This is a genomic window from Cohnella yongneupensis, from assembly GCF_042655785.1.
Lineage (GTDB): Bacteria > Bacillota > Bacilli > Paenibacillales > Paenibacillaceae > Cohnella > Cohnella yongneupensis.
This window is the reverse complement of record NZ_JBHSNC010000057.1, coordinates 26,465-49,135: the sequence shown is the minus strand read 5'-3', so window position 1 is coordinate 49,135 and position 22,671 is coordinate 26,465. Positions and strand designations below refer to the sequence as shown.

The window sequence follows — 22,671 nt, the reverse complement described above, 5'->3', positions numbered from 1 at the left end:
TGTCATTCCGAATTGCCGCTTTAATACATTCATGACATGAATAACCTCGAATAGAGCGTCTCGTGGCGAATCATAGCCAAATCCGCGAGCGGCATCGCACCGTAGGCATCTTCCGGCGCCATATCGCGCACCGCCCGCCACGCTTCCCCGAGCATCGGGAATAACGAAGCCGTAATCCGTTGCGCTTCGGTCTGACCGATCGAGATAAGCCGCAAGCCCGCATTGACGGTCGTCGCGACGGAAGCGTACAAATAGCCTTCGGCCGCCCGGTCGAGCGGGATCCCCAACTCTCTGCAGATGACGGCGTAAGCTAGCGGATAGCTGCCGAAGCATCGCCCTTCGCGCGCCGCTTCCGCCACATGCCGGATCGACAATTCCGGGAACAGCTCCGGAGCTAGCTTGAGCAGCCTTCGCCCCATTTTCTCCATGCCGTCTCTCGTCTCCGTCGCGACGCGCTGTAAGTGCACGAGCCGCTCGATGCCGTAAGCGTACGAATCGTCTCCGGGCGGCGACGCGTAGACCGCCTTAACGATCATCAGATCGCTCGTAGACCAGCTATGCCGAAGCATCCCTTCCAAGTAAGCCCGCAAGCCCGCGCCGTCCCGCACCTTGTCGTCCTGCACGAGCGTCTCCAGCCCGAACGAATGGGCGAACCCGCCGATCGGCAGCGCGGAGTCGAGCAACAGCTGCATGGAGAGCCAAGTATCCGATAATCCGAGCGCCGATGCGCCGTGATGATCCACCAATGCCGTCAACCTCCGATCGTGCGTCAGAACAAAAAGTACCGCTGAGCCATCGGCAAGACGGCTACCGGCTCGCAAATCGCCAATTCTCCGTCCACTGTGACTTTGTACGTATCCGGATCCACCTGAATATCCGGCGTCGCGTTATTGTGGATCATGTCTTTTTTGCCGATGTTCCGGCAGTTTCTGACAGGTTCAATCCGCTTCTGCAAGCCGAGCTCATCCGCGATGCCGCGATCGAAAGCCGATTGCGAGACGAAAGTAATGGCGCTTTGCGTCAAAGCCCTCCCGTACGAGGCGAACATCGATCTCCCGAACACCGGTTGCGGCGTTGGAATCGACGCGTTCGGATCGCCCATTTGCGCGTGGGCGATGCTGCCGCCCTTCAACACCAAGTCCGGCTTGACGCCGAAGAAGGCGGGCGACCATACGACGATATCCGCGAATTTGCCGGGCTCGAGCGAGCCGACCAAATGCGAGATCCCGTGCGCGATCGCGGGGTTAATCGTGTACTTGGCGACGTACCGCTTAATGCGGCCGTTGTCGCCATCCTCTGCGTCTTCCGCCAATTGCCCGCGCTGCATCTTCATTTTATCCGCCGTCTGCCACGTCCTTAGAATGACTTCTCCGACTCGGCCCATCGCTTGAGAGTCAGAGCTAATGATGCTGAACGCGCCCAGATCGTGCAAAATATCTTCCGCCGCGATCGTCTCCGGCCGAATGCGCGAATCGGCGAACGCGACATCTTCGGGAATACGGCTGTCCAAATGGTGGCATACCATCAGCATGTCGAGATGCTCCTCGATCGTGTTGACCGTGAACGGTCGCGTCGGATTCGTCGAGGAAGGAATGATGTTCGGCTCCCCCGCCGCGCGGATAATGTCCGGCGCGTGACCGCCGCCCGCGCCTTCCGTATGGTAGGTATGGATCGTGCGGCCTCCGATCGCCCTAAGCGTATCTTCGACGAAGCCCGCTTCGTTGAGCGTATCGGTATGGATCGCGACCTGCACGTCGTACGCGTCCGCCGCCGATAAGCAAGCGTCGATCGCCGCCGGCGTCGTTCCCCAATCCTCGTGCAGCTTGAGTCCGATTGCGCCCGCTTCGATCTGCTCGACGAGCGGCGGCAGCGAAGACGCGTTGCCCTTGCCGAGGAACCCGAGATTCATCGGGAACGCTTCGGCCGCCTCCAGCATGCGGCGCAAATGCCAAGCCCCCGGCGTACACGTCGTCGCGTTCGTGCCGGTCGCCGGCCCCGTCCCGCCGCCGATCATCGTCGTCACTCCCGACGATAAAGCCGTCTCGATCTGTTGCGGGCATATATAATGGATATGCGTGTCGATGCCGCCCGCCGTTACGATCTTGCCTTCACCGGCGATAACTTCCGTGCTTGCGCCGACGATCATATTCGGATGGACGCCCGCCATAATGTCGGGGTTACCCGCCTTGCCTATGCCGACGATATGTCCGTCTTTGATGCCGATGTCGCCTTTCACGATGCCGGAGTGGTCGATAATTACGGCGTTCGTAATGAGCGTGTCGAGCACCCCCTCGTCTCTGGTCGCGCGGCTCGATTGCCCCATTCCGTCGCGGATGACTTTGCCGCCGCCGAATTTACACTCGTCCCCGTACACCGTGTAATCTTGCTCGATGACGGCCCATAGCCCGGTATCCGCTAGTCTTACCGCATCTCCGGTCGTCGGTCCGAACATGTCCGCGTATTGCTGCCGATCCATGCGCATGAAGCGCTCCCCCTCCCCGCCATTACGATTCGCTTAAAGCTTGCCATGCGGCCAATCGCGCCGCTACTTCTTCGGACATATCGCCGGACGCGGTTCCGTTCGCCAATCCGTTCAAGCCGTAAGACAGCTTTGCTCCCGCCAATTCCGTCAATTCGACCGGTTTCTCTTCGCCCGGCTCGAACCTGACCGCCGTACCCGCCGGAATGTTCAATCGCATGCCGAAAGCGTCGGCACGATCGAACGTAAGCGAGCGATTGACTTCGAAAAAATGAAAATGAGAGCCGACTTGTACCGGCCGGTCGCCGACGTTGTTGACGATTAACGAAACCGTCCGTCTTCCCGCGTTCAACTCGATTTCCCCGGCCTTCGCTTTTATTTGTCCAGGAATCATGCGCATCCCTCTCTTCGTCAAGTAATCGGACGATGTACCGTTACGAGCTTCGTCCCGTCCGGGAACGTCGCTTCCACCTGCACTTCATGGATCATCTCGGGGATGCCTTCCATCACTTGATCGCGAGCAAGCAGCGTCGTCCCGTAGGCCATCAAGTCAGCAACCGTCCTGCCGTCGCGCGCGCCTTCCATGATCGCGGACGTAATGAACGCCACGCATTCGGGATAGTTCAGCTTCACGCCGCGCGCCAAGCGCCGCTGGGCCAAATCCGCGGCTACCGTGATCAATAGCTTCTCTTTTTCGCGTTCCGTAAGATTCATGCCACTGCTCCTCCCTTGAACTTTCTTCCATTATAGAAAAGCCGTCCGCGGAAGTAAATCTTTTATGTAATGTTTTATTACATTTGGTTGCGAAAAGTTGTGATTATTTGCAAGTAATTGTTAACTATATAACATGTATGTGACATAATAGTTGGATGTTATCGCCTAAGCTACGATCACTGGTCAATCCCTCTATTTCTATGCTAAACTCAAGAATATGACTAACAGGAATATACCTTGAAAGAGAGGGACAACCCATGTCCGCCAACAAAAAAATGCGTTCAGACATGATCACCAAAGGCTTCGATCGCGCTCCTCACCGCAGCTTGCTGCGCGCTGCAGGCGTTAAAGAAGAAGATTTCGGAAAACCTTTCATCGCGGTTTGCAATTCTTACATCGATATCGTCCCAGGACACGTGCATTTGCAAGAATTCGGCAAAATCGTCAAAGAAGCGATCAGAGAAGCAGGCGGCGTTCCTTTCGAGTTCAATACGATCGGCGTAGACGACGGCATCGCCATGGGCCACATCGGCATGCGCTACTCGCTCGCGAGCCGTGAGATTATCGCAGACTCCGTAGAGACGGTCGTTAACGCGCACTGGTTCGACGGCATGGTATGTATTCCTAACTGCGACAAAATCACGCCAGGCATGCTTATGGCAGCCTTGCGCGTCAATATTCCGACGATCGTCGTCAGCGGCGGACCGATGAAAGCCGGCCGCACGAGCGACGGACGCGCGATTTCCCTTACTTCCGTATTCGAAGGCGTAGGCGCCTTCATGTCCGGCAAAATCGACGAGAAGAGCTTGACCGAGCTTGAACAATACGGTTGCCCGACTTGCGGTTCTTGCTCCGGCATGTTCACGGCGAACTCGATGAACTGCTTGTCCGAAGTGCTCGGACTCGCGTTGCCGGGCAACGGCACGATTCTGGCCGTCGCCGAAGAACGCAAAGAGTTCGTCAAGAAATCCGCGCGTCAACTGATGGAACTGATCAAAATGGACCTCAAGCCTCGCGATATCGTCACGAAGAATACGATCGACAACGCGTTCGCGCTCGACATGGCGATGGGCGGATCGACGAACACCGTTCTCCATACGCTCGCGCTCGCTCACGAAGCGGATATCGAGTATCCGATCGAACGCATCAACGAAGTCGCGAAGCGCGTACCTTACTTGTCCAAGCTCGCGCCGGCTTCCGACCACCATATCGAAGATTTGCATAACGCCGGCGGCGTCAGCGCGATCATCAACGAGCTGCTCAAGAAAGACGGCGCTCTGTTCGGCGACGAAATGACGGTATCCGGCAAGACACTTCGCGAGAACGTCGCGGGCTGCGAAATTACGGATCACAGCGTCATCCGTCCGATCGACGATCCGCACACCAAAGAAGGCGGCTTGTCCGTCATGTTCGGTAACCTTGCCCCGGGCGGCTCGATCATCAAGGTCGGAGCGGTCGACAAATCCGTAGGCGGCTACCACCGCGGACCGGCGATCTGCTTCGATTCGCAAGACGAAGCGCTATCCGGCATCGCGAACGGCAAAGTCAAAGAAGGCCACGTCGTCGTTATCCGCTACGAAGGTCCGAAGGGCGGTCCCGGCATGCCTGAGATGCTCGCTCCGACGTCGCAAATCGTCGGCATGGGCCTCGGCACGAAAGTCGGCCTTATCACCGACGGTCGTTTCTCCGGCGCATCGCGCGGCATCTCGATCGGCCACGTTTCTCCGGAAGCGGCCGAAGGCGGACCGATCGCTTTCGTTAACGACGGCGATATGATCGAGCTCGACATGAACAACCGTACGATCACGCTCGAAGTGAGCGACGAAGAGCTCGAACAACGTCGCGCGAACTGGCCGGGCTTCGAACTGAAAATCAAACGCGGCTATCTCGCCCGTTACGCTGCGCTCGTCACGAATGCAAGCCGCGGCGGCGTTATGAAGATGTAATCGCGATATCAGCAAAAACAAAGGGTGGGCAGAATTCAATTCTGCCCACCCTTTGTTTTAGTTTTTGTTCCATTTCGATGGTTTCGCATCTTTGGATTCGTTCACCGGAGGCGCCAGCTCGCTGAGCTTTACGACTCGTCTTGCGGGCATCGTTTCCCATGACTCCATAATTTCCCTCGCTACCCGTTCCCAAGTGAAATGCCGCTCCACTAATTGTCGGCCGCGCATCCCCATCTCTCTCGCCAAATCTAGATTCGATAACAGGAAGTTAAGATTTTTCGCATACTCTTCGGGGTCGTTCGGATTGTGGACCAGAATACCGTTCTTCGTCTGAATGACTTCCGGATTGCCGCCTCTGGCCGTCGTCAGGAACGGCAAGCCCGTAGCCATCGCTTCGAAGTGAACTCGCGCGAGAGGCTCCTCCCAGATGGACGTACAGACGAATACGTCTCCCGCGTAAAACCAACGGTGCACTTCGTGCGCGGGCACGTAACCCGTCATAATGACCGGGATGCTCGCTCTGGCGGCTAGCGCCCTCATATAGCTCACGTAATCGCTGAACGCCGTCTCGTTATGGTACCAAGTACCGCCCACGATAACGAGTACCGCATCTTCATGTCTAATGTATTCAAGTGCTTTGATAAGCACGTGAGGCCCTTTATTGCGAGTTAACCGACCAACGAAGAGAATGACTTTTTTCCCGGTTAAATCGTATTGTTCGCGAAGACTGTCTCTCGCTTGCCGAGTCGTGTCCGATTGCAGCCAAGGCGTAAACCGCGATAAGTCGACGCCCGAATAGATCGTACGCACTTTCGGCGCGGCCTCGGGAAAATATTCGCAGATCGTTCTCCCGATGTAATTGCTGATCGTAATAATTTTTTCCAGCTGTTCGATCGCGGCGACTCCGTCCTCGAACGTAATTTTCTCCAGCTTAAACATGTCGTTGTGCATGCTCAGGAACAATCGCGCATGAGGCGCGGCTTCGCGGACGGCATCCACGAGCTTCGGGCGATTAAACATATGAATAACGTCGTACTTCTCTTTCGTCGACTTCAAATAGTCGAACACGTTCTGAGTATAAAGCTCGAATGAATCGTCCGAGCGGACTCGGACGTAACGAATGCCGTCCACCGTCTCACTGTCCGGCAAATCCGGATCGGTTCGACCCATTATCGTCAAACGGTGCTTCTGGCTAATAAGAGGAGCAACGCCGCAAATATAGGTTTGAATCGCTCCTCCCCTTATATTCGGAACCGGCAGCTTCTCCGTACAAATCATTAAAACGTTCAAACGGCATTCTCCTCTCGTCACTTACGCCTTAGGCGCGCTTGGCCAATTTACGGACCCTCGTCTTGTTAAGTTTGCGTTTCGCGACGTTTGCCGTTTTGTAAACGACTGATTTTCTCGGTTTCGATTTACGGGGCGACTTGGAACGAACGGTTGATTTGGTTTTAGTCTTTCGCGCAGGCAACGGTGATTTACGACGTCGAATGATGCGTTTACGCCGCCGAATCGTACGGTTCGTACGTTGTCCCGGCTTGCGCAGAGGCACTTTAGTGGAGTCTGAAGGACCCGCAACCGCTCCGGCTGCAAGAGGAATTACAATAGGCGGAACCGGCGACGTTATAGCGCCCGCTGCAATTGTATCCGAGGTTTGCGCCGATACGAACGGGCTGACGCTCGCCGATTGATTGTTATCACCGAATACGAGTACGGGAGCAAAGCCCGCGTCATGAGCGTTCGAGGCAACGGCGTCCTCCGCAACCTCGGAAAGCTCGGCGCCCAAGTCGATCGGCGAAGGCACTTCCTCGAGATCGAACTCCGACGTTTCGCCGGTCGGCATCATTGAAGCAAACTCGTCTCCGGCGACTAGAGGTACCCTTATCTCTTCGTCGCCCCTCGACTGCAAATACTTCATCCGTTCCAAACGTTTCTGTTCTACGGATACTTCCACGTAATCTCCGGGCGCATAATTCGTTATATCGCGTTCGAGTTCGGCGAGCGCCGCCGTCTTGCTCTCTTGCGTCGCGAGAACGCGAGTAAGAACCAGTTCCAGCTCCGTGTTCATGAACAGCTCCGGGTCGAAGATCATCTCTTTGATATGTTTATAGAATTCATTGGGGAAAGCCATGTCGTTCAAGAGCAGCTCGTAAGTTTCCCGGTCGATCGGATTGGCCTGATGATAAGCTTGAATCAGCTTTCTCATGATCTCCGGATCCCATATGCCCATATCGTCCATCGAACTCGTAATGATTTTGCGCAAATCCCGGATCGGAAAATCATAGGAGACGCCGTCCAAGTCTATGACCCATATGCCATCGGGACCCATCTGGCCATTCGAGAAGCCGAAATCCTGATGGACCAGCCCCCAGAACTTTTCCCCTTTGCCGACCATTTTGCGAAAGCTCGACTTTTCGAACTTGGCCATCGCGTCTTTCGCCTGCTGTTGAAAATGTTCGGCGACTTGCAGAAGCTGTCCGCTCCCCGTCGTTTCCGGATAAGCAGCGGCTAAATCCTTGAACCATCCGATCTTCTCGATCATCTTCGAATAGTACTTCGGCCAATTATGAATTCGCGACGATTGATGCGCGAATTTGGGCGGAATAAAGCCACGCGTCGCACGGTGAAACTCGCCGAGACCGTATATTAACGCTTCGGCCCCCTCGAGGTCTACTTTGGATGCGGGAACGAGCGGGATCCAATCCGTCACGATCCAAAGCTTGCCTCCCGCTTCTAGGTATAACGCGCCTTCCTTCGTCTTGACCAACGCGGGCACGCGCGCTCCTTGCTCTACCAACCATTGTTGCGCATATACGCTGAACAAGCTTCTTCTCGGCTCGCGATGAAGACACTTTAGACTTCGAGGCCCTTTGTCGGTCTCGATCTTCCAGATCGCTCCGCCTTTGTCCGGCTTGGAAGTTATCAAGGTCATCTCGCTAACCTTCATATCATAGTGCGTTATGACCTCGCGCGCGATTTCTTCGACTTCCGGGGGAATATAAAACTCGCGATCAACTCCGAACGGAATCGATGAATCTTGATCCCACGGAACGATACGATACTCCTCCACCAGCATCTCCTCCAGCCCCATATGCAATTCCAGTACCTATGTCAGTATATGGGAGCGGATAAGTCATGGCTTGGGTACTCGCCGCGCTTGGCGGCCGATATGGCAACTTCCTTCTAGTGTCTGCTAATTCCATAGTATTCGTAGCCTAGAGTGGTCAAGCTTTGCTTATCCAACGCGTTGCGGCCGTCGAAGACGAAGTTCCCGTTCAACAATGGCTTCATCGCCTGCCAGTCCGCCTGACGGTATTCCGGCCATTCCGTGCATAAAATAACGGCGTCCGCGCCTTGCAACGCCTCTTCGATCGAGTCGTATTGCATGATGCCGAGAGACCGGAAGTGCGCGGGCAGCACGGCGAGAGGATCATGCACGCGAATTTTGGCTTGCTTAGCCAGCAGCTCCGATAAAATAACAAGAGACGGAGCTTCCCGCAAATCGTCGGTAATCGGTTTGAAGGCAATGCCGAGCACGGCGACCGTCTTTCCGCTAAACGTAGACGGCATCTTGAGCTCCCATTTATCCAAAGCTTGCAGCGGTTGTATGCGATTGACTTTCGCCGCGTTCTCGATGATCGTTAACCGCTGCCGGCTGGCGGCAGCCGTGTGGAGCAATGCGTCCACGTCCTTCGGAAAACAAGAACCACCGTAGCCGATGCCCGCCCTCAGAAACTTCGTGCCGATTCTCGGATCCAACCCCATCCCGTGCGAAACTTCCTCGATATCGATACCCAGCCGATCGCACAAGCCCGACAGCTCGTTCACGAACGATATTTTTGTCGCCAAAAAAGCGTTGGAAGCATATTTAATCATGACAGCTGCCTTCGGAGTCGTAATGATCTTCGGACATTCAATGGCCGCATAGAGGGACAAAAGCCGCCAGGCGGCTTCCATGTTGTCGCTGCCGACGACGATGCGATCAGGCGCGAGGGCATCTTCGAGAGCGGACCCTTCGCGCAAAAACTCGGGATTCATGACAACGTCGAACGGGATCGGGGACGTCTGTTTGCGCGATATCCATTCGCTCACCTTTTCGTTCACGCCTACCGGTACGGTGCTCTTGATGACGACGAGCGTCTCGGCTTGCATATACTTGCCGATCCATTCCGAAGCCTGCTTAATCGCGTGAAGATTAGCGCTGCCGTCCGAGTTCGAGGGGGTGCCGACGCATAGGAAGACCGTCTGATGCTCGCGGATCGCTTCCTCTTCGTCTTGGACGAATCGAAGCGTGCCACTGGCAAGATGCTTCGCTAAAATCGGCTCCATTCCAGGCTCGTAGATCGGCAGGTGACCTTGATTAAGCATTGCGATCTTACCTGCATTCGAATCGAATCCGGTAGACGGTATGCCTAACTCGGCGAACATAATCGCGGTCGTTATGCCCACATAGCCTGTACCCATAATTAAGATACTCATTGGGAAGCCTCCAAGCGATTAAGATAATACGAATGTCTCGGGCTAATGATCGCGTGATGGATCGTTTTGTTCATCATGCCGACGCCCTCGAGCAAGATGCTGTCCTTAACCGTGCAATTCTTCAATCGAACGTACGGACCTATCGAAACGTAAGGCCCGATCGTACAATTGTCCAACTCCGCCCGATCATCGATAATTACCGGACCTATGATCGTGCAGCCCGCGGCGATCAAACGTTCGTGACGGCCGCTCGTATGGACGAATTGCTCTAGCATCCATCGATTGGTGCTCAACCACCGATCGGGTCTGCCGACGTCCGAGTGTTCGCGTTCCGTCATCCGATAGGAAATCGAAGCATTCTCTCGGAGCAGCCACTTGAGCGCATCGGTAATCTCGTATTCTCCGCGCTGCGATGGCGCAATGGCATGAACAGCCTCGAACAATTTCGGACCGAACGCATAGGCGCCAAGAACAGCCAAGTTCGTCTTCGGGTGCGAAGGCTTTTCTTCCAGCCCGACGATCTTATCACCTTCGATTTCCGCGATTCCATAGTCTTGCGGTTTCGCGACTTTCCCGAGAAGCAGCGCCGCGTCGTGTTGCCCGCTTAGAACCGAATCTCTTAAGCTTTCAAGCGATTCCGCGAGCATATTGTCGCCTAGCAGCAAGAGAAAGGCATCGTTCTCGATGAACCGCTCCGCAAGCTTGATAGCATCTGCTATTCCTTTTGGAATGTATTGGTTTATATACTGAATATTCACTCCCCATAGCTCACCGAGTCCTACTCTCTTCATGAACAGCGGCTTTTGGGCAGGCTGAATGACTATACCGATTTCCTCTATTCCCAGTTGAACGAGCTTTTCGATGCAATAATGAACAATGGGTTTATTCGCTACCAGAAGCAGCACTTTCGGCGTCACGCGCGTAAAGGGATGGAGTCTCGTCCCGTTACCGGCGCCCAGAATTAAGCCTTTCATCCGCATTCTCCCTTGTTGTGTAAGAAGGATGATTATCGCTACCATATAGCAATGGTGATATAAGCTATGATCTTTGGGGCATTCACGTAAGGGCGAGTATCGACGCTTTGAAAAATAGTTGTACGAAACACCTATATTAGCCCATGACCGGGACGGGCATTTAGCCATACTATACGAATGACTTGAAAAGTTTTATTAAAAATGGAGGAATGGATCGATTATGGATAGCAAAGAAATCGTTCGTCAGTTTCTCGAATCCAACGAAAAGGTCGTCGAAGTGCAAGTCGAATATAAAGACGGAAGCTCCGCCGACTATTCCTTGGAGCCGAAAGATACAGGCGTCACTAAGGAAGAAGCGATCTCCTCTCTGCTAAGCACGGTAGATTGGGACGACGTAGAGGAAGTCGAGGTCGAATTCGCGAACGGGGATAAAGATGAAATCGACCTTGATCCGAGCGACGATGATGATGATGATGACGATGACGACGATGATGATGACGATGACGACGATGACGATGATGACGATGACGATGATGACGATGACGACGATGACGACGATGATGAAAACGCGACCTAATTCGTAAAATAAATAAAAAAAGCCCCCTTCAAGTTAGCTTGAGGGGGCTTCTATCGTTATCGTTGCTGCATTTGCCGGATCGTTCGTCTCGGTTCGTCGTCGTTTGCCCAGATGAGCATCTGCTCACGCGGCATTATAAGCATGCGCGGTTTCAACGATTGACCGTGATCCTTGACGCGCTCGTTGCCCGCCGGGTGAATGACCCGGATCAGAATGCGCAAATAAATATTCGTCATCCATGCGAACATACCTTTAGGGAGATCGAAGTTCTGGTATCCGAGAGATTCGGAGCCCCGATGAATCATCGATACGCCGTATAACGCCTTGACCTTATCTCCGTTAGGAGCGGTGCTTAATTCCTTGCCCAGGTCGGGCAAAGCTTTTTCCATCTCGCGAATGATCTTAATCCCGATCTGCATAGGCGTCCGCGAACTCATTCCCGTCTCGAACAACATTTGATTTTCGAAGTGAATCTCCATGATATGATCCCCGGAACGGAGAACCGGCGCGTCGCGAAGTTCGAGTGGCGGACCGGAGTACTTGCGAATTCGATAATTGAACGATTTGCCGTCTCCCACCGGACGAAGCCGGAATACGACATGGAACAGCTTCTCGTATTGCAACCAGACCGCTACGACCGCTTTTTTAAGCAGTCCGATCTTTTTCGTTGCGCCAGTAGGGGCGGTTTCTTGACTCGACATCTACAAGCTCCTGTCGTTGGATGATTTGGACTTGCGGCGTTGCTTGCGCTGTTCCGTTAACGAGATCATCTCGTCGATTCCGATAAATCGATAGCCCTGCTTCTCGCCGTCGACCAAAATCCGCGAGAGCGCTTCGATCGTATTCGCCGGCGCATCGCGGTCCGCCCCGAAAGTCGTTCCGCAATCATGAAGCAGAAACACTTGACCCGGCTTCAGCTTGGCTCTCATTCTTCGATAGAGCTGCTCGGCGCCTACCTTAGCCCGCCAATCTCCGAACATCGACGTCCAGAGCACGATCTGAAGATGGCCAAGCTTAGCGTAGTCGAACACGTTAACGATTCCCCACGGAGGACGATAATACATCGGCTTTACGCCCGTAATCCGGACGATCGCGTCCGATGTCCGTTGAATATGCTTCTTCACCGTGCTTGGGCGCATTAACCAATTCGACTTATGTACATAGTTATGAATACCGAGGACATGCCCTTCCTCGTGAATCCGTGCGATAATATCCGGAAGCCGGTCCGCGTTCTCGCCAACGACGAAAAAAGTCCCCTTCGCGCCGTGCTGCTTGAGCAAATCCAGCAACTTTGGCGTATACTCGGGATCCGGTCCGTCATCGAAAGTAAGGGCGATTTCCCGCTCCGTCTTGCCTCGCATGAATACCCGAAAACCAAAAATCCGGCTTACAATCGCCGGCAAAAACGCATAAAAGGTCAAAAAGTAAAAAAAGAGCCAAAATATGAGTCCCATGCCTACCTCACCATCTTGATTGCAAGTATAAATATCCGCGGCTGTATGCTTCATCTATTCTAGCATACCCGCCATAAAATTAGTGTCCAAGTAGGCATCTTTTTTGTAATCATGTACAATAGCAATAAAAGGAATACGGGCGCGATGCGTCCGTGTAGATAGGGTGAATGTGCGGATGATCTCGTTATATCAAAAATATTGGCGTACCGCGTTCGACATAGGCGTTATTTTTCTGACGGTGTGGCTAATCATGTACGTGTTCAGCTATTTGTACAATTTGGCGACTCCGGTGTTCCTATCCTTCATTATTTTCTGGATTATCGAACCGTTCGCCCGTTTGCTCAACCGTTGGGGTCTGCGTAAATCGATCGCCTCGGGCATCAGCACGCTGTTGTTTACGCTGATCATCCTGGCGGCTTTCATCGGTCTGGGGTACATCTTCACGCAACAGATTACGCAGCTTGCGAACAAGCTTCCCGACTATCAGCTTCAACTGCAAGCTAAAATTCAAGACTGGACCGCCAGCATGAAAGGGCACTACGAAGCGCTTCCGCCGGACGTCGCGCAGAAGCTGAACGATGCGACCGGCTTCGTCACCGATCAAGGCGCCAAGCTGGCGCGCGGGTTCCTGAATTGGCTCGTGGGCGCGCTTACTTCCTTCTCGTCGTTCATGTTCAACTTCTCGATCGCCATCATCCTCGCCTACTTCCTTTCGGTCGAGATCGAGACGTGGAAGAAGCTCGGGCGCGAGCGTTCTCCCAAGACGCTGAAAGTCGCGCTGGAGTTTTTACGAAACAACGTCTTCCGGGGCATAAGCGCATATCTGAAAGCGCAGGGAAAGTTAATCAGCATTACGTTCCTTACGATCTTCATCACGCTGTTCGCGCTGGGCGTGAACAACGCGTTCTCTATCGCGCTCTTGGCGGGCATCTTCGACGTACTCCCGTTGCTAGGCGTGAATACGCTATTCATTCCGTGGATCGCCTATCTGTTCTTTACCGGGGACAATGAGTTGGGCTTATGGCTCACCGGGCTGCTGCTCGTCGTTACGATCGCGCGGCAAATTCTAGAGCCGCGGATAACCGGACAGACGGTCGGCGTATCCGCGTTCACGATGCTCTCCTTCATGATGATCTCCTTGTCGCTGTTCGGCGTCGCCGGAATGATCCTGGCGCCGATTCTCATGATTTTGCTGAAGGCGCTGTACGACCAAGGCTATTTCCATCAATGGATTCGTTATCCGAGAGAAGAATTTACCGTTCCGCCGCTCGCTCCGCAGCCCGATGATCCAGAAGGCGAAGTTGCGCCATAATCTCGCCGAACAGTTCCGCCGCCCGATTGCGCAAGCCGGCCGGCTGATCTTCGAGCAGCACGGCAACCGCGTAATGCGGTTTACCTTTCGCAGGCCCGTAACCGACGAACCAATGGTCGTTACGGGCTTTGTCTTTGCCCGCGAGCTCCGCGGTTCCCGATTTGCCCGCAAGCGGCCAATCAGACCCCGCAAGAGCCCGTTCCGCCGTACCCGACTGCACGACCGCTCTCATCCCGTCGCGTAGCAGAGCGGCGGTCCGCGGTTCGATCTGGCCGTACTTGGATTTCGCGGCGTGAACGGGGACATCGGTCATAATCCCTCCGTCCGCATACCGAACGTCTTTCACGAGTCGCGGCGACAACACTTTGCCGTCATGCAACACCGAGACGACCATATTCGCCGCCTGCAACGGCGTTACTCGTACGTCCCTCTGACCGATTCCCGTTCCAGCCCGTATGCCTCCGTCTTCCGCAAGCTTACGGCTTAAGAAAATCTCGCCTTGCTCCTCCTCTTGCAATAACCTTAACGGCGCGCCGTCGACGAACTTCTCCGTATGCCACCCGATCTGTCTGCCTAGACCTAAACGGTCCGCCGTAATTTGCAACCAAGCGGGATCCATTCGCTCGGCAAGCTGCGCGAACACGACGTTGCAGGACTGGGCGAAAGCTTCCTTCAACGTAATTACCCCATGACCTTCATGCTTCCAGCACTTCAACCCGTACTTCCCGTAATGCCCGCTGCAATAAAACACATCGTCCCACCTCGCGATCCCCGACTCGATCGCCGCGGCCAGCGTTACCGTCTTGAAGACGGAGCCCGGAGGCTCCGCGTGCAGCGCATGATTACGTTCGTCCGTGCCTAGCTCGCCTATGCTATAAGGGTTAAGGCGGGGAAGCGACGCCATCGCCGCAATGTCGGCATTCTCGGCATCAAGGACGACGACGGCCCCTTTCTTGATCCGATTGCCCTCTAGAACGCGATCTACCGCCTGTTGAATATCCAAATCTATCGTCGTCGTTACTTGCAACGGATAGTGCTCATTGTTCGGCAACATCATACGAAGTCCGAGTCCGTGAAGCGGCTGTCTCTTCGCATCCGTCACTTGAATGACGGCCGTCGGACCGATCCCTTGCAGCAATCTGTCCATCGACTTTTCCAGTCCCGAGCCCCCGATTGGACGGGTAATCGACATGTCGCGCTTCGCAACCTGCGTACCGTAAAGCTCCTGCACGCGTTCGGGATGCTGCGAAATATACCCGATTGCATGGAGCGGCGCGATCGATTTCGGATACCTGTTAAGGACTGGCAATACGGCGACTCCGGTTAGCCCCGCCTCGTTCACCGCTTTAATCTGCGCATCGGACAGATCGAGCGCCCGTAACGAGCTTTTCTCTTTCCAGAAAGCAGGCTCGCGCAGTTTTGCCAGCCAATCTTCAAGCGTTGCCGACTCGACTTTCAGCGCGCGCGAAACGCTATCGAGCGACGTCGCAGTCCCCCTAGGCATGCCGTTGTCCGGGAAAGCGGCCAACGTCTGAACGGTCTCCCCGGTCATTAATCTCCCGTACCGGTCCCTGAACTGTCCCCGGCCGCTATCGAGCAGCAAGCCGTCGGACCGCTGCATAACCGCGTTGCTCAAGAGCGAGCCGCTAGCCGTCCGCGCATTGCCGAACCCTAGCTGTAGCCATGCCAATCGCGCGCCTTCCACGCCTAGGACGACGGCGATCAGCAGCAGCACGTGGAACGCTCTTCTCGCCCATTCCCGATTCATTCTTTATAGCCCCCCGCGTTGTCTTGAGCGTACGATTCTCATCCTCTCAGTATTCCCTCGCGAACGCCGATCAGACTGGCCTGACATGCGCGTATTTGACACAAAAGCGCGAACATGGTATAAACTGAACTAAATCCATGCATGACGAACCGAATCGCTTTATCGCAATGAAGGGAATCAGTAGCTTTCGTAATCGGAGTTACAGAGAGCCGGCGTCAGGTGCAAGCCGGTACTCCAACGAACGTGAATTACGTCCCCGAGCTTCTTCCTCCGAACCTGTCCCGGACAGAAGGAGAAGACGGCTGCCGACCGTTATCAGGCGAGAGTGGAGAACTTCTTCTTGACGTTCTCAACAAGGGTGGTACCGCGATGACTCGTCCCTGTCTATGACAGAGGCGAGTCTTTTTTGTGCGTTAACAATGGAACCTGACAAGGAGAGATGAACATGAGCACGAATACCGATACGAACACGATCAACGTTTTGCTCGACGATTTGGAATACCGGGGACTCGTTCACCAGACGACGCACCGAGAAGAACTCGCTAAGAAGCTTCAAGAAGATTCGGTTACCCTCTATGCCGGCTTCGACCCGACCGCAGACAGCTTGCACATCGGACATTTGCTCCCGATCTTGGTGCTGCGCCGCTTCCAGCAAGCTGGACATAAGCCGATTGCCCTAGTCGGCGGTGGTACCGGCCTCATCGGCGACCCGAGCGGACGCACGACGGAACGTTCCTTGAACACGGACGATACCGTCGCCGGCTGGACCGAGCGGCTGAAAGGACAACTGGCGCGCTTCCTCGATTTCGACGCGTCCGCCAATCCGGCCAAACTCGTCAGCAACTACGATTGGATTAAACCGCTCGACATTATTACGTTTCTGCGCGATATCGGCAAAAACTTTACCGTCAACTACATGCTGGCCAAAGACTCCGTTGACTCGCGCCTGGCGAACGGCATCTCCTTCACGGAGTTCAGCTACATGATTTTACAGGCATTCGACTTCTACAAGCTGCATTCCGACCATGGCTGCGCGCTTCAAATCGGCGGTAGCGACCAATGGGGGAACATTACCGCGGGTCTCGACCTAATCGGTAAAATGGGCGGCGGAGACGCTTACGGCATGACGCTTCCACTTGTCACGAAGAGCGACGGCAAAAAATTCGGCAAGTCGGAGTCCGGCGCTGTCTGGCTAGACAGAAGCAAAACTTCGGTGTACCAGTTCTACCAGTTCTGGATCAATACGGACGACAACGACGTCGTCAAGTTCCTGAAATATTTCACCCCGTTATCCCGGGAACAAATCGCCGAGCTTGCGGTCGAACTGTCCGAACGCCCGGAAAAACGCTCCGCCCAACGCGAGCTGGCCCGCGAAGTCACCCGTCTCGTCCATGGCGAAGATGGTCTGGCAAGCGCCGAGCTCATCACGCAAGCGTTGTTCTCCGGCGACATCGCGCAGCTCAGTGAAGCCGAGCTTATCGAGGCTTTGCAAGACATGCCGAGCACGATCGCCGAAGACGCCGATGCGTCCAGCTTGATGGATCTGCTCGTCGCCGCGAAAGCCGCGCCGTCCCGCAGACAAGCGCGTCAAGACATCGAGAGCGGCGCCGTTCTCGTAAACGGACGTAAAGTAACCGATACGGAAGCGATGATCGCCAAAGAAGAACGCCTTCATGGCAAATTCATCGTCCTCCGCCGCGGCAAGAAAAACTACTTCTTGGTGAAGTTCGCTTAAAGGATACGGATCGAGCTACGGGGGGATGGGAATGGGAGTTGCGCTCGTACGCGCGATCGATCAAGACGCGCAGTCGATTTACGACATCCAGATTCAAGCTTTTGCCCCGTTGCTCGAGAAGTATCGAGATTACGATACAAGCCCGGCGAACGAAACGCTCGATCGCGTGCGCGCCAGAATTAACGCTCCCCGTAGCGCTTACTTCAAAATCATCGAAGCCGGCGTCCTCGTCGGAGCGATTCGCGTATGGTGGAAGGAAGAAACGCAGTTCTGGATTAGCCCGATCTTCATTGCTCCCGTTCATCAAGGCCGAGGACTTTCGCAACAAGCCCTCGCCTTAGCGGAGCAGCTGTACCCCGAAGCCGAGTCTTGGGAGCTGGCCACGATTTTAGAGGAGACGCGCAACTGTTATCTTTACGAAAAAATCGGATATGAGCGGACGGGCGTTCAGCAGCGACTCAATGACCAAGCTACGTTGATTTATTACAAGAAAACGATAAGTCAATGAGGTACCAGCGCAAAAAGTAAAAAACAGGATGGAGCAGATTCAATAATCTGCTCCATCCTGTTTTTGTTTCCCCGTCCTTCATTAATCGACCGTAAACCGGCTAAGCGACTCTCGCAGCTGTGCGGACACGTCTTCCAGTCTATTCGACAATCGTACGAGACTTTCGCTCACGCCGAGTTGCTCGTTGCTAAGCGATGCGACCTCCTGCGACGTGGCGGATGCTTGCTCGGCGACCGCGCTGACGTTGCTCATCGCTAGCGAAAGCGTTGATTGCGCGTCCTCCAGCTGGCGAATAGAAGCCGTCGCCGATGACAACCGGTCCACGAAATCGTTCATGTTGTGCTGCACGACGCCGAAAATATGGTTCGCTTCGCGGACCGAGTCGTTCTGTTCCCGAAAAATCGGATACGCCTCGGACAAGACGTGCACCGTCTCCTCGATCTCTCCCTGAATCTTCCCTACGATTTCACCTACGATACCGATCGATTGCCGGGACTGATCGGCCAGCTTGCGAATTTCGTCCGCGACGACCATGAAGCCTTTGCCGGCCGCGCCGGCGCGCGCCGCTTCGATCGTGGCGTTGAGCGACAAGATGTTCGTCTGTTTGGTCATATTGCCAAGTACGTCGAGAATACGGCGAATCGAATACGTGCTCTCTTTTAACTTGTCTACCTTGTCGACCATCGCGCGGGTCATCCGTTCCGTTTGGCCGGTCTTGTCGATCAATTCGTCCATATAATCCAAACCCGTTCGGCTCGCCGCCTCGACTTCGTTCGCGGATTCGCCCATTCGCGCATTGGACGAGATGACGGATTGCACCTGGGTTCCGATCCAGACGGTCAGATCGGTGCCTTTCTCGGATTCGGTCGCCAAATTCGTCGCGCCGCCCGCGATCTCCTCCGTCGCGACCGCGATTTCCGATGCCGCGCTTGCCGTCTTGCGCGAAGCATCCGCTAACGTTGCCGCCGTCTCGAGCACTTCTAGCGCGGATTGATTCGTCCGGCGAACAAGCCCCGTAATTTCTGCCATCATTCGGTTAAAGCTATCCGACAGCTGTCCTATCTCGTCTCTTTGGCGAAGGGTCGATCGAACCGTCAAGTTGCCCTTCTCTCCCTCGTTCATTAGCGTGCGAAGCCGGGCAAGCGGCCTCCCGACGGTTAACATGACAATGACGCCTATGCCGGCCGCGATTACAGCCGCAACGGCGGACATTGCCCAAGTTAACCGGCTAATGGCCTTCGTATCTTTCACGAGCGACGACACGGGGATGTTGCCGAGCACCATCCAACCGTTCGTCTTTATGACGCCGACGGAAGACACCATCTTCGTGCCGGCCATATCGATCGTCCTCGATCCGTTAACGTTCCCGTGCGGATAAGGATAGTCCGTACCCACCTTCGTTAAATCGGGACCGAATACGATTTTATTGTCCGGAGAGACGACGTACACGCTGCTGCCTTCGCCAAGCGTCACGCTGCTCATTTGCTGTTCGAGCGCCTCCAGCTTGATCTCCATAATCAAGTAATACTTGTGAGCGATATTGATCGTTCTACCGAGCATAATCGTCGAGTTCAAACGCATGCCGTCGATCCCTTTAAGCTGAGTCGGCAACCACACGACTTTCCCGGCCCCTTCCTCAAACGTCTTCAACATAGGCGCGTTCCAGATTTTCGACATGTTCAGGTTGCTGTTAGATTTAATGACGGGCTTATCTCTCTCGAAAGGCAATAGAATTAGAGATTCGATCGCCGAGTCCGCTAGAGCCGCCCCGTTAATCTTTGCCGTTATCGCCTGGACCGCTTCGCCTTCCTCCTCCGTGGTTGCCGGCGCTCCGATAATTTTCATGTTGCTCAAAAACGTTTGGTCCGTCACGAACTGCAAAGACTGACGTTCATACCCTTCCAGCAGCAACGCAAGCTTGCCCGCGTTCTCTTTAGTCGTCTGATTCGTGGCATCGGCGACTTTCTGTTGAATAATAGAGCTGGATTTGGAATAGGAAAACCATCCGAGACATAACACGCATACGAGAGTACTGCAAAAGATTAGTAGGAAGAGCTTCATTCCTACCGAGCGAACCGGGTTCGAGAAGCGGACTCTCCTTATCCCGCTCGGCCTTCTCGAATGGTGTCCACCGTTCCCTCCACTTGTGTTCCGTCGGGCTAATGCAAGCCACTTTTGTAGCCTTCCCTTGTTCCGAACGTCCATAATAGACCCGCCTTCTCTATTTAATAAAGAGCTTGTACGCGGTAATTTTATATGGCGGTCGTCGCCCGTCACAATGAGAGGAAAACAAACTTTCCCCGTTCGATCTTGGCTTGTCGAAATACGTCGAGTGCGTTGGCTAAGATCGTCATGGCTTAATTCAAGAATGCCACATATGCAGAAAAACGCGTTCCCGCTATAGTTAAGTTATCCCCCAAAAACGATTAAAAACGTAAGACGCCGCCCCTTATGGAACGGCGCCTTACGTTTATGATCGGACTTCGTAGATTAACCTTCGAGAACTTACTTTGCCTTAAGCTACCGTAAACCGGCTCAACGATTCGCGCAGCTTACCCGATACCGCTTCAAGCCTGTTCGACAACTGAACGAGACCGTCGCTAATGTTAAGCTGCTCGTTGCTGAGCGACGCGACTTGCTCCGACGTTGCGGAAGCCTCTTGCGCTACGGCGCTGACGTTGCTCATCGCGAGCGACAGCGTCGATTGCGCTTCCTCCAGATCGCGGACAGAGTCGGTTGCCGATTCTAGGCGATGAACGAAGCCGGTCATGTTGTCTTGAACGACGTAGAAGATTTGGTTGGCCTCGCGAACCGATTCGATTTGCTCTTGGAAGATCGGGTACGCTTCGGACAATACGGATACCGTCTCGTCGATCTCGCGTTGGATCTTCTCTACGATTTCGCCGACCACGCCGATCGATTGTCTCGATTGATCCGCGAGCTTGCGGATTTCGTCCGCGACGACCATGAAGCCTTTGCCGGCATTGCCCGCGCGCGCAGCTTCGATCGTGGCGTTAAGCGACAGGATGTTCGTCTGCTTCGTCATGTTGCCCAGCACGTCCAAAATTTTGCGAATCGAACGCGTGCTGTCTTTGAGCTTGTCTACCTTCTCTACCATGGAACGGGTCATATCTTCCGTCTGTCCCGTCTTTTTAATCAATGTGCCCATATATTCCGAGCCTTTCCGGCTAGCTTCTTCGACTTCGCTCGCCGATTGACCCATCTGTATGTTGGAAGTAATAACAGACTGAACCTGCGAACCGATCATGATCGTCAAGTCCGTGCCCTTTTCCGACTCTACCGCAAGGTTCGTAGCGCCGTTCGCGATCTCTTCGGTAGCGACAGCGATTTCTTTGGCCGCCCCGGCCGTCTTGCGAGAGGATTCCGTCAACGAAGCCGCCGTTTCGAGCACTTCTTGCGCGGATAGCGTTGTCTGGCGAACGAGTCCGGTAATTTCCTCCATCATGCGGTTGAAGCTGTCGGACAGCTGCCCGATCTCGTCCTTCTTGCGGATCGTTGAACGAACGGTAAGGTTACCCTTCTCCCCTTCGTTCATCAGCGTACGCAATTGAGCGAGCGGACGACCTACCGTCAGCATGACGATTACGCCGATACCTGCCGCGATAAGCGCAGCCAGAAGGGACATCAACCACGTCAAGTTGCTGATCGCTTTCGCGTCTTTGACCATCAACGATACCGGAATGTTGCCGATTAGCTTCCAATCGTTCAGCTCGATCAAGCCTGCCGACGACAAGTTGTCCGTGCCGCCGAAGTTAATCGTCTTAGGAGCACTGACCTCCGGCTCCTGATAAGGATAGTTCGTGCCGAACTGTTCAACGCTTGGGCCGAACACAATCGTACCGTTATCCGAAACGATAAATGTACTGCTGCCTTCGCCCAGGTTAACCGATTTCAGTTGGTCTTCGAGTGCCTTGGTTTTGATTTCCAAAATCAAGTAATAATCTTTGCCTTGGCTCAGCTTGCGGCCGATCGAGAACGTAGGTCCGTTGCGTGATCCGTCGATCCCTTTAGGCTGGGTCGGTACCCATACCGCCTTGCCGCCGCCTTCATCGATCGTCTTAATGTAAGGGGACTTCATGATTTCTTCTTTGACTAACGAGCTTCCCGTCGTAATAAGCTGGTCGTTGGGATCTTTAGGCACGAGCGAGATCGACTCGTAGGTGCCATCCGCCATAACGACGCCGTTCAGCTTCTCCGTCAACTTCCGTGCGGTATCGAATACCTCGTAGTCGTCCTTCGTAACGGCGAGCGTATTAAGCATGCTCATGAATTGGTTGTCCGTAATGAATTGAAGCGAAGCTTTCTCGTATCCGTCGAGCAACAAGCCGATTTTGCCTGCCGTCTGCGTCGCTGTCTGGCCGGTTGCGTCCGCAACCTTATTCTTGATGATCGAACTGGATTTCGAATAAGAGAACCATCCTAAGCACAAGACGACCGCGAGTATACTACAAAAAATTAGCAAGAACAGTTTCATGCCTACCGAACGAATCGGATTTTCGAACTTCGTTCCCTTCAGCTGACCGCCAACTTTTTTCGAAAAAACGCTTACACTTTTAGCGCCTTTTTTCCAATTGACCGACTCCGCGTGTTCACGCCACGTTTTCTTCATCTGATGTAACACCCTCTTCTACGTAATGACGACTGACAAAGCTGCAACAAAAAGGACTTGTCGAAGTTCTCTTCAGCAACCATTGGCCAATAATG

Annotated in this window: 18 protein-coding genes and 1 other annotated feature; of the genes, 5 read left to right on the top strand and 13 right to left on the bottom strand. The window is 54.3% G+C overall.

Annotated elements, in window-relative coordinates:
• Positions 1-29 precede the first annotated feature (29 nt).
• Genes ACFPQ4_RS21600 through ACFPQ4_RS21585 form a run of 4 tightly spaced genes read right to left on the bottom strand, consistent with a single transcriptional unit; the run spans position 30 to position 3,193 of the window.
• The gene (locus ACFPQ4_RS21600) at positions 30-743 is read right to left on the bottom strand and encodes an urease accessory protein UreF (protein ID WP_378114509.1); all 714 of its coding nucleotides are present in this window, start codon (positions 741-743) and stop codon (positions 30-32) included.
• A gap of 26 nt (positions 744-769) precedes the next feature.
• Positions 770-2,476 (bottom strand): urease subunit alpha, encoded by a 1,707-nt coding sequence (gene ureC / locus ACFPQ4_RS21595; RefSeq protein ID WP_378114508.1) that lies wholly within the window; start codon positions 2,474-2,476, stop codon positions 770-772.
• A 28-nt stretch (positions 2,477-2,504) separates the two neighbouring features.
• Entirely contained in the window at positions 2,505-2,873 is a 369-nt protein-coding gene (locus tag ACFPQ4_RS21590; RefSeq protein WP_378113991.1) for an urease subunit beta, read from the bottom strand.
• Positions 2,874-2,890: 17 nt separating this feature from the next.
• Complete coding sequence (locus tag ACFPQ4_RS21585) at positions 2,891-3,193, bottom strand: urease subunit gamma (protein WP_378113990.1); 303 nt, start codon at positions 3,191-3,193, stop codon at positions 2,891-2,893.
• Between the two features lie 257 nt (positions 3,194-3,450).
• Between ACFPQ4_RS21585 and ilvD the strand changes: the two genes are divergently transcribed.
• Positions 3,451-5,139: a dihydroxy-acid dehydratase gene (ilvD, locus tag ACFPQ4_RS21580; RefSeq protein WP_378113989.1), complete on the top strand. Its 1,689-nt coding sequence runs from the start codon at positions 3,451-3,453 to the stop codon at positions 5,137-5,139.
• Between the two features lie 57 nt (positions 5,140-5,196).
• On the opposite strand, the gene ACFPQ4_RS21575 is transcribed toward ilvD, so the two are convergent.
• The 4 genes from ACFPQ4_RS21575 to ACFPQ4_RS21560 all read right to left on the bottom strand — a co-directional run bounded on the left by ACFPQ4_RS21575 (position 5,197) and on the right by ACFPQ4_RS21560 (position 10,592).
• Positions 5,197-6,429 carry a glycosyltransferase family 4 protein gene (locus ACFPQ4_RS21575; protein WP_378113988.1) on the bottom strand — a complete coding sequence of 411 codons (1,233 nt, stop codon included), beginning with the start codon at positions 6,427-6,429 and terminating at the stop codon, positions 5,197-5,199.
• 28 nt (positions 6,430-6,457) lie between these two features.
• Positions 6,458-8,209, bottom strand: coding sequence for a CotS family spore coat protein (locus tag ACFPQ4_RS21570; RefSeq protein WP_378113987.1), 1,752 nt, complete (start codon positions 8,207-8,209; stop codon positions 6,458-6,460).
• 113 nt (positions 8,210-8,322) lie between these two features.
• Positions 8,323-9,618: a UDP-glucose dehydrogenase family protein gene (locus ACFPQ4_RS21565; RefSeq protein WP_378113986.1), complete on the bottom strand. Its 1,296-nt coding sequence runs from the start codon at positions 9,616-9,618 to the stop codon at positions 8,323-8,325.
• A complete protein-coding gene (locus ACFPQ4_RS21560) occupies positions 9,615-10,592 on the bottom strand; it encodes a sugar phosphate nucleotidyltransferase (RefSeq protein ID WP_378113985.1) in 978 nt (325 codons plus the stop codon). The genes ACFPQ4_RS21565 and ACFPQ4_RS21560 overlap by 4 nt, the downstream gene beginning before the upstream one ends.
• Positions 10,593-10,812: 220 nt before the next feature.
• On the opposite strand from ACFPQ4_RS21560, the gene ACFPQ4_RS21555 reads away from it, so the two are divergent.
• Positions 10,813-11,169 (top strand): hypothetical protein, encoded by a 357-nt coding sequence (locus ACFPQ4_RS21555; RefSeq protein WP_378113984.1) that lies wholly within the window; start codon positions 10,813-10,815, stop codon positions 11,167-11,169.
• A 56-nt stretch (positions 11,170-11,225) separates the two neighbouring features.
• Here the strand turns inward: ACFPQ4_RS21555 and ACFPQ4_RS21550 are convergent, their stop codons facing one another.
• Both ACFPQ4_RS21550 and ACFPQ4_RS21545 read right to left on the bottom strand, forming a co-directional pair.
• Positions 11,226-11,870 (bottom strand): YkoP family protein, encoded by a 645-nt coding sequence (locus tag ACFPQ4_RS21550; RefSeq protein WP_378113983.1) that lies wholly within the window; start codon positions 11,868-11,870, stop codon positions 11,226-11,228.
• Positions 11,871-12,623: a polysaccharide deacetylase family protein gene (locus tag ACFPQ4_RS21545; RefSeq protein WP_378113982.1), complete on the bottom strand. Its 753-nt coding sequence runs from the start codon at positions 12,621-12,623 to the stop codon at positions 11,871-11,873. It lies immediately after the preceding gene.
• Between the two features lie 175 nt (positions 12,624-12,798).
• Here ACFPQ4_RS21545 and ACFPQ4_RS21540 point away from each other — a divergent pair, with 175 nt between their 5' ends.
• A complete protein-coding gene (locus ACFPQ4_RS21540) occupies positions 12,799-13,935 on the top strand; it encodes an AI-2E family transporter (RefSeq protein WP_378113981.1) in 1,137 nt (378 codons plus the stop codon).
• Here ACFPQ4_RS21540 and ACFPQ4_RS21535 read toward each other — a convergent pair.
• A complete protein-coding gene (locus ACFPQ4_RS21535; RefSeq protein ID WP_378113980.1) occupies positions 13,877-15,703 on the bottom strand; it encodes a peptidoglycan D,D-transpeptidase FtsI family protein in 1,827 nt (608 codons plus the stop codon). The two genes, ACFPQ4_RS21540 and ACFPQ4_RS21535, sit on opposite strands and share 59 nt — an antisense overlap.
• A gap of 158 nt (positions 15,704-15,861) precedes the next feature.
• Positions 15,862-16,088, top strand: a binding site (T-box leader).
• Positions 16,089-16,148: 60 nt separating this feature from the next.
• On the opposite strand from ACFPQ4_RS21535, the gene tyrS reads away from it, so the two are divergent.
• Positions 16,149-17,438 carry a tyrosine--tRNA ligase gene (tyrS, locus tag ACFPQ4_RS21530; protein WP_378113979.1) on the top strand — a complete coding sequence of 430 codons (1,290 nt, stop codon included), beginning with the start codon at positions 16,149-16,151 and terminating at the stop codon, positions 17,436-17,438.
• A 31-nt stretch (positions 17,439-17,469) separates the two neighbouring features.
• Positions 17,470-17,946, top strand: a complete 477-nt coding sequence (locus tag ACFPQ4_RS21525) for a GNAT family N-acetyltransferase (protein ID WP_378113977.1) — start codon at positions 17,470-17,472, stop codon at positions 17,944-17,946.
• Between the two features lie 81 nt (positions 17,947-18,027).
• On the opposite strand, the gene ACFPQ4_RS21520 is transcribed toward ACFPQ4_RS21525, so the two are convergent.
• Both ACFPQ4_RS21520 and ACFPQ4_RS21515 read right to left on the bottom strand, forming a co-directional pair.
• Positions 18,028-19,965: a methyl-accepting chemotaxis protein gene (locus ACFPQ4_RS21520; protein ID WP_378113975.1), complete on the bottom strand. Its 1,938-nt coding sequence runs from the start codon at positions 19,963-19,965 to the stop codon at positions 18,028-18,030.
• A gap of 496 nt (positions 19,966-20,461) precedes the next feature.
• A complete protein-coding gene (locus ACFPQ4_RS21515; protein WP_378113973.1) occupies positions 20,462-22,576 on the bottom strand; it encodes a methyl-accepting chemotaxis protein in 2,115 nt (704 codons plus the stop codon).
• Positions 22,577-22,671: the final 95 nt, after the last annotated feature.

Coding starts and splice junctions, on each gene's coding strand:
- ACFPQ4_RS21565 (WP_378113986.1), bottom strand. CDS start 9,618: ATGAGTATCTTAATTATGGGTACAGGCTATGTGGGCATAACGACCGCG.
- ACFPQ4_RS21545 (WP_378113982.1), bottom strand. CDS start 12,623: ATGGGACTCATATTTTGGCTCTTTTTTTACTTTTTGACCTTTTATGCG.
- ACFPQ4_RS21560 (WP_378113985.1), bottom strand. CDS start 10,592: ATGAAAGGCTTAATTCTGGGCGCCGGTAACGGGACGAGACTCCATCCC.
- ilvD (WP_378113989.1), top strand. CDS start 3,451: ATGTCCGCCAACAAAAAAATGCGTTCAGACATGATCACCAAAGGCTTC.
- ACFPQ4_RS21585 (WP_378113990.1), bottom strand. CDS start 3,193: ATGAATCTTACGGAACGCGAAAAAGAGAAGCTATTGATCACGGTAGCC.
- tyrS (WP_378113979.1), top strand. CDS start 16,149: ATGAGCACGAATACCGATACGAACACGATCAACGTTTTGCTCGACGAT.
- ACFPQ4_RS21555 (WP_378113984.1), top strand. CDS start 10,813: ATGGATAGCAAAGAAATCGTTCGTCAGTTTCTCGAATCCAACGAAAAG.
- ACFPQ4_RS21515 (WP_378113973.1), bottom strand. CDS start 22,576: ATGAAGAAAACGTGGCGTGAACACGCGGAGTCGGTCAATTGGAAAAAA.
- ACFPQ4_RS21525 (WP_378113977.1), top strand. CDS start 17,470: ATGGGAGTTGCGCTCGTACGCGCGATCGATCAAGACGCGCAGTCGATT.
- ACFPQ4_RS21550 (WP_378113983.1), bottom strand. CDS start 11,870: ATGTCGAGTCAAGAAACCGCCCCTACTGGCGCAACGAAAAAGATCGGA.
- ACFPQ4_RS21535 (WP_378113980.1), bottom strand. CDS start 15,703: ATGAATCGGGAATGGGCGAGAAGAGCGTTCCACGTGCTGCTGCTGATC.
- ACFPQ4_RS21590 (WP_378113991.1), bottom strand. CDS start 2,873: ATGATTCCTGGACAAATAAAAGCGAAGGCCGGGGAAATCGAGTTGAAC.
- ACFPQ4_RS21540 (WP_378113981.1), top strand. CDS start 12,799: ATGATCTCGTTATATCAAAAATATTGGCGTACCGCGTTCGACATAGGC.
- ureC (WP_378114508.1), bottom strand. CDS start 2,476: ATGGATCGGCAGCAATACGCGGACATGTTCGGACCGACGACCGGAGAT.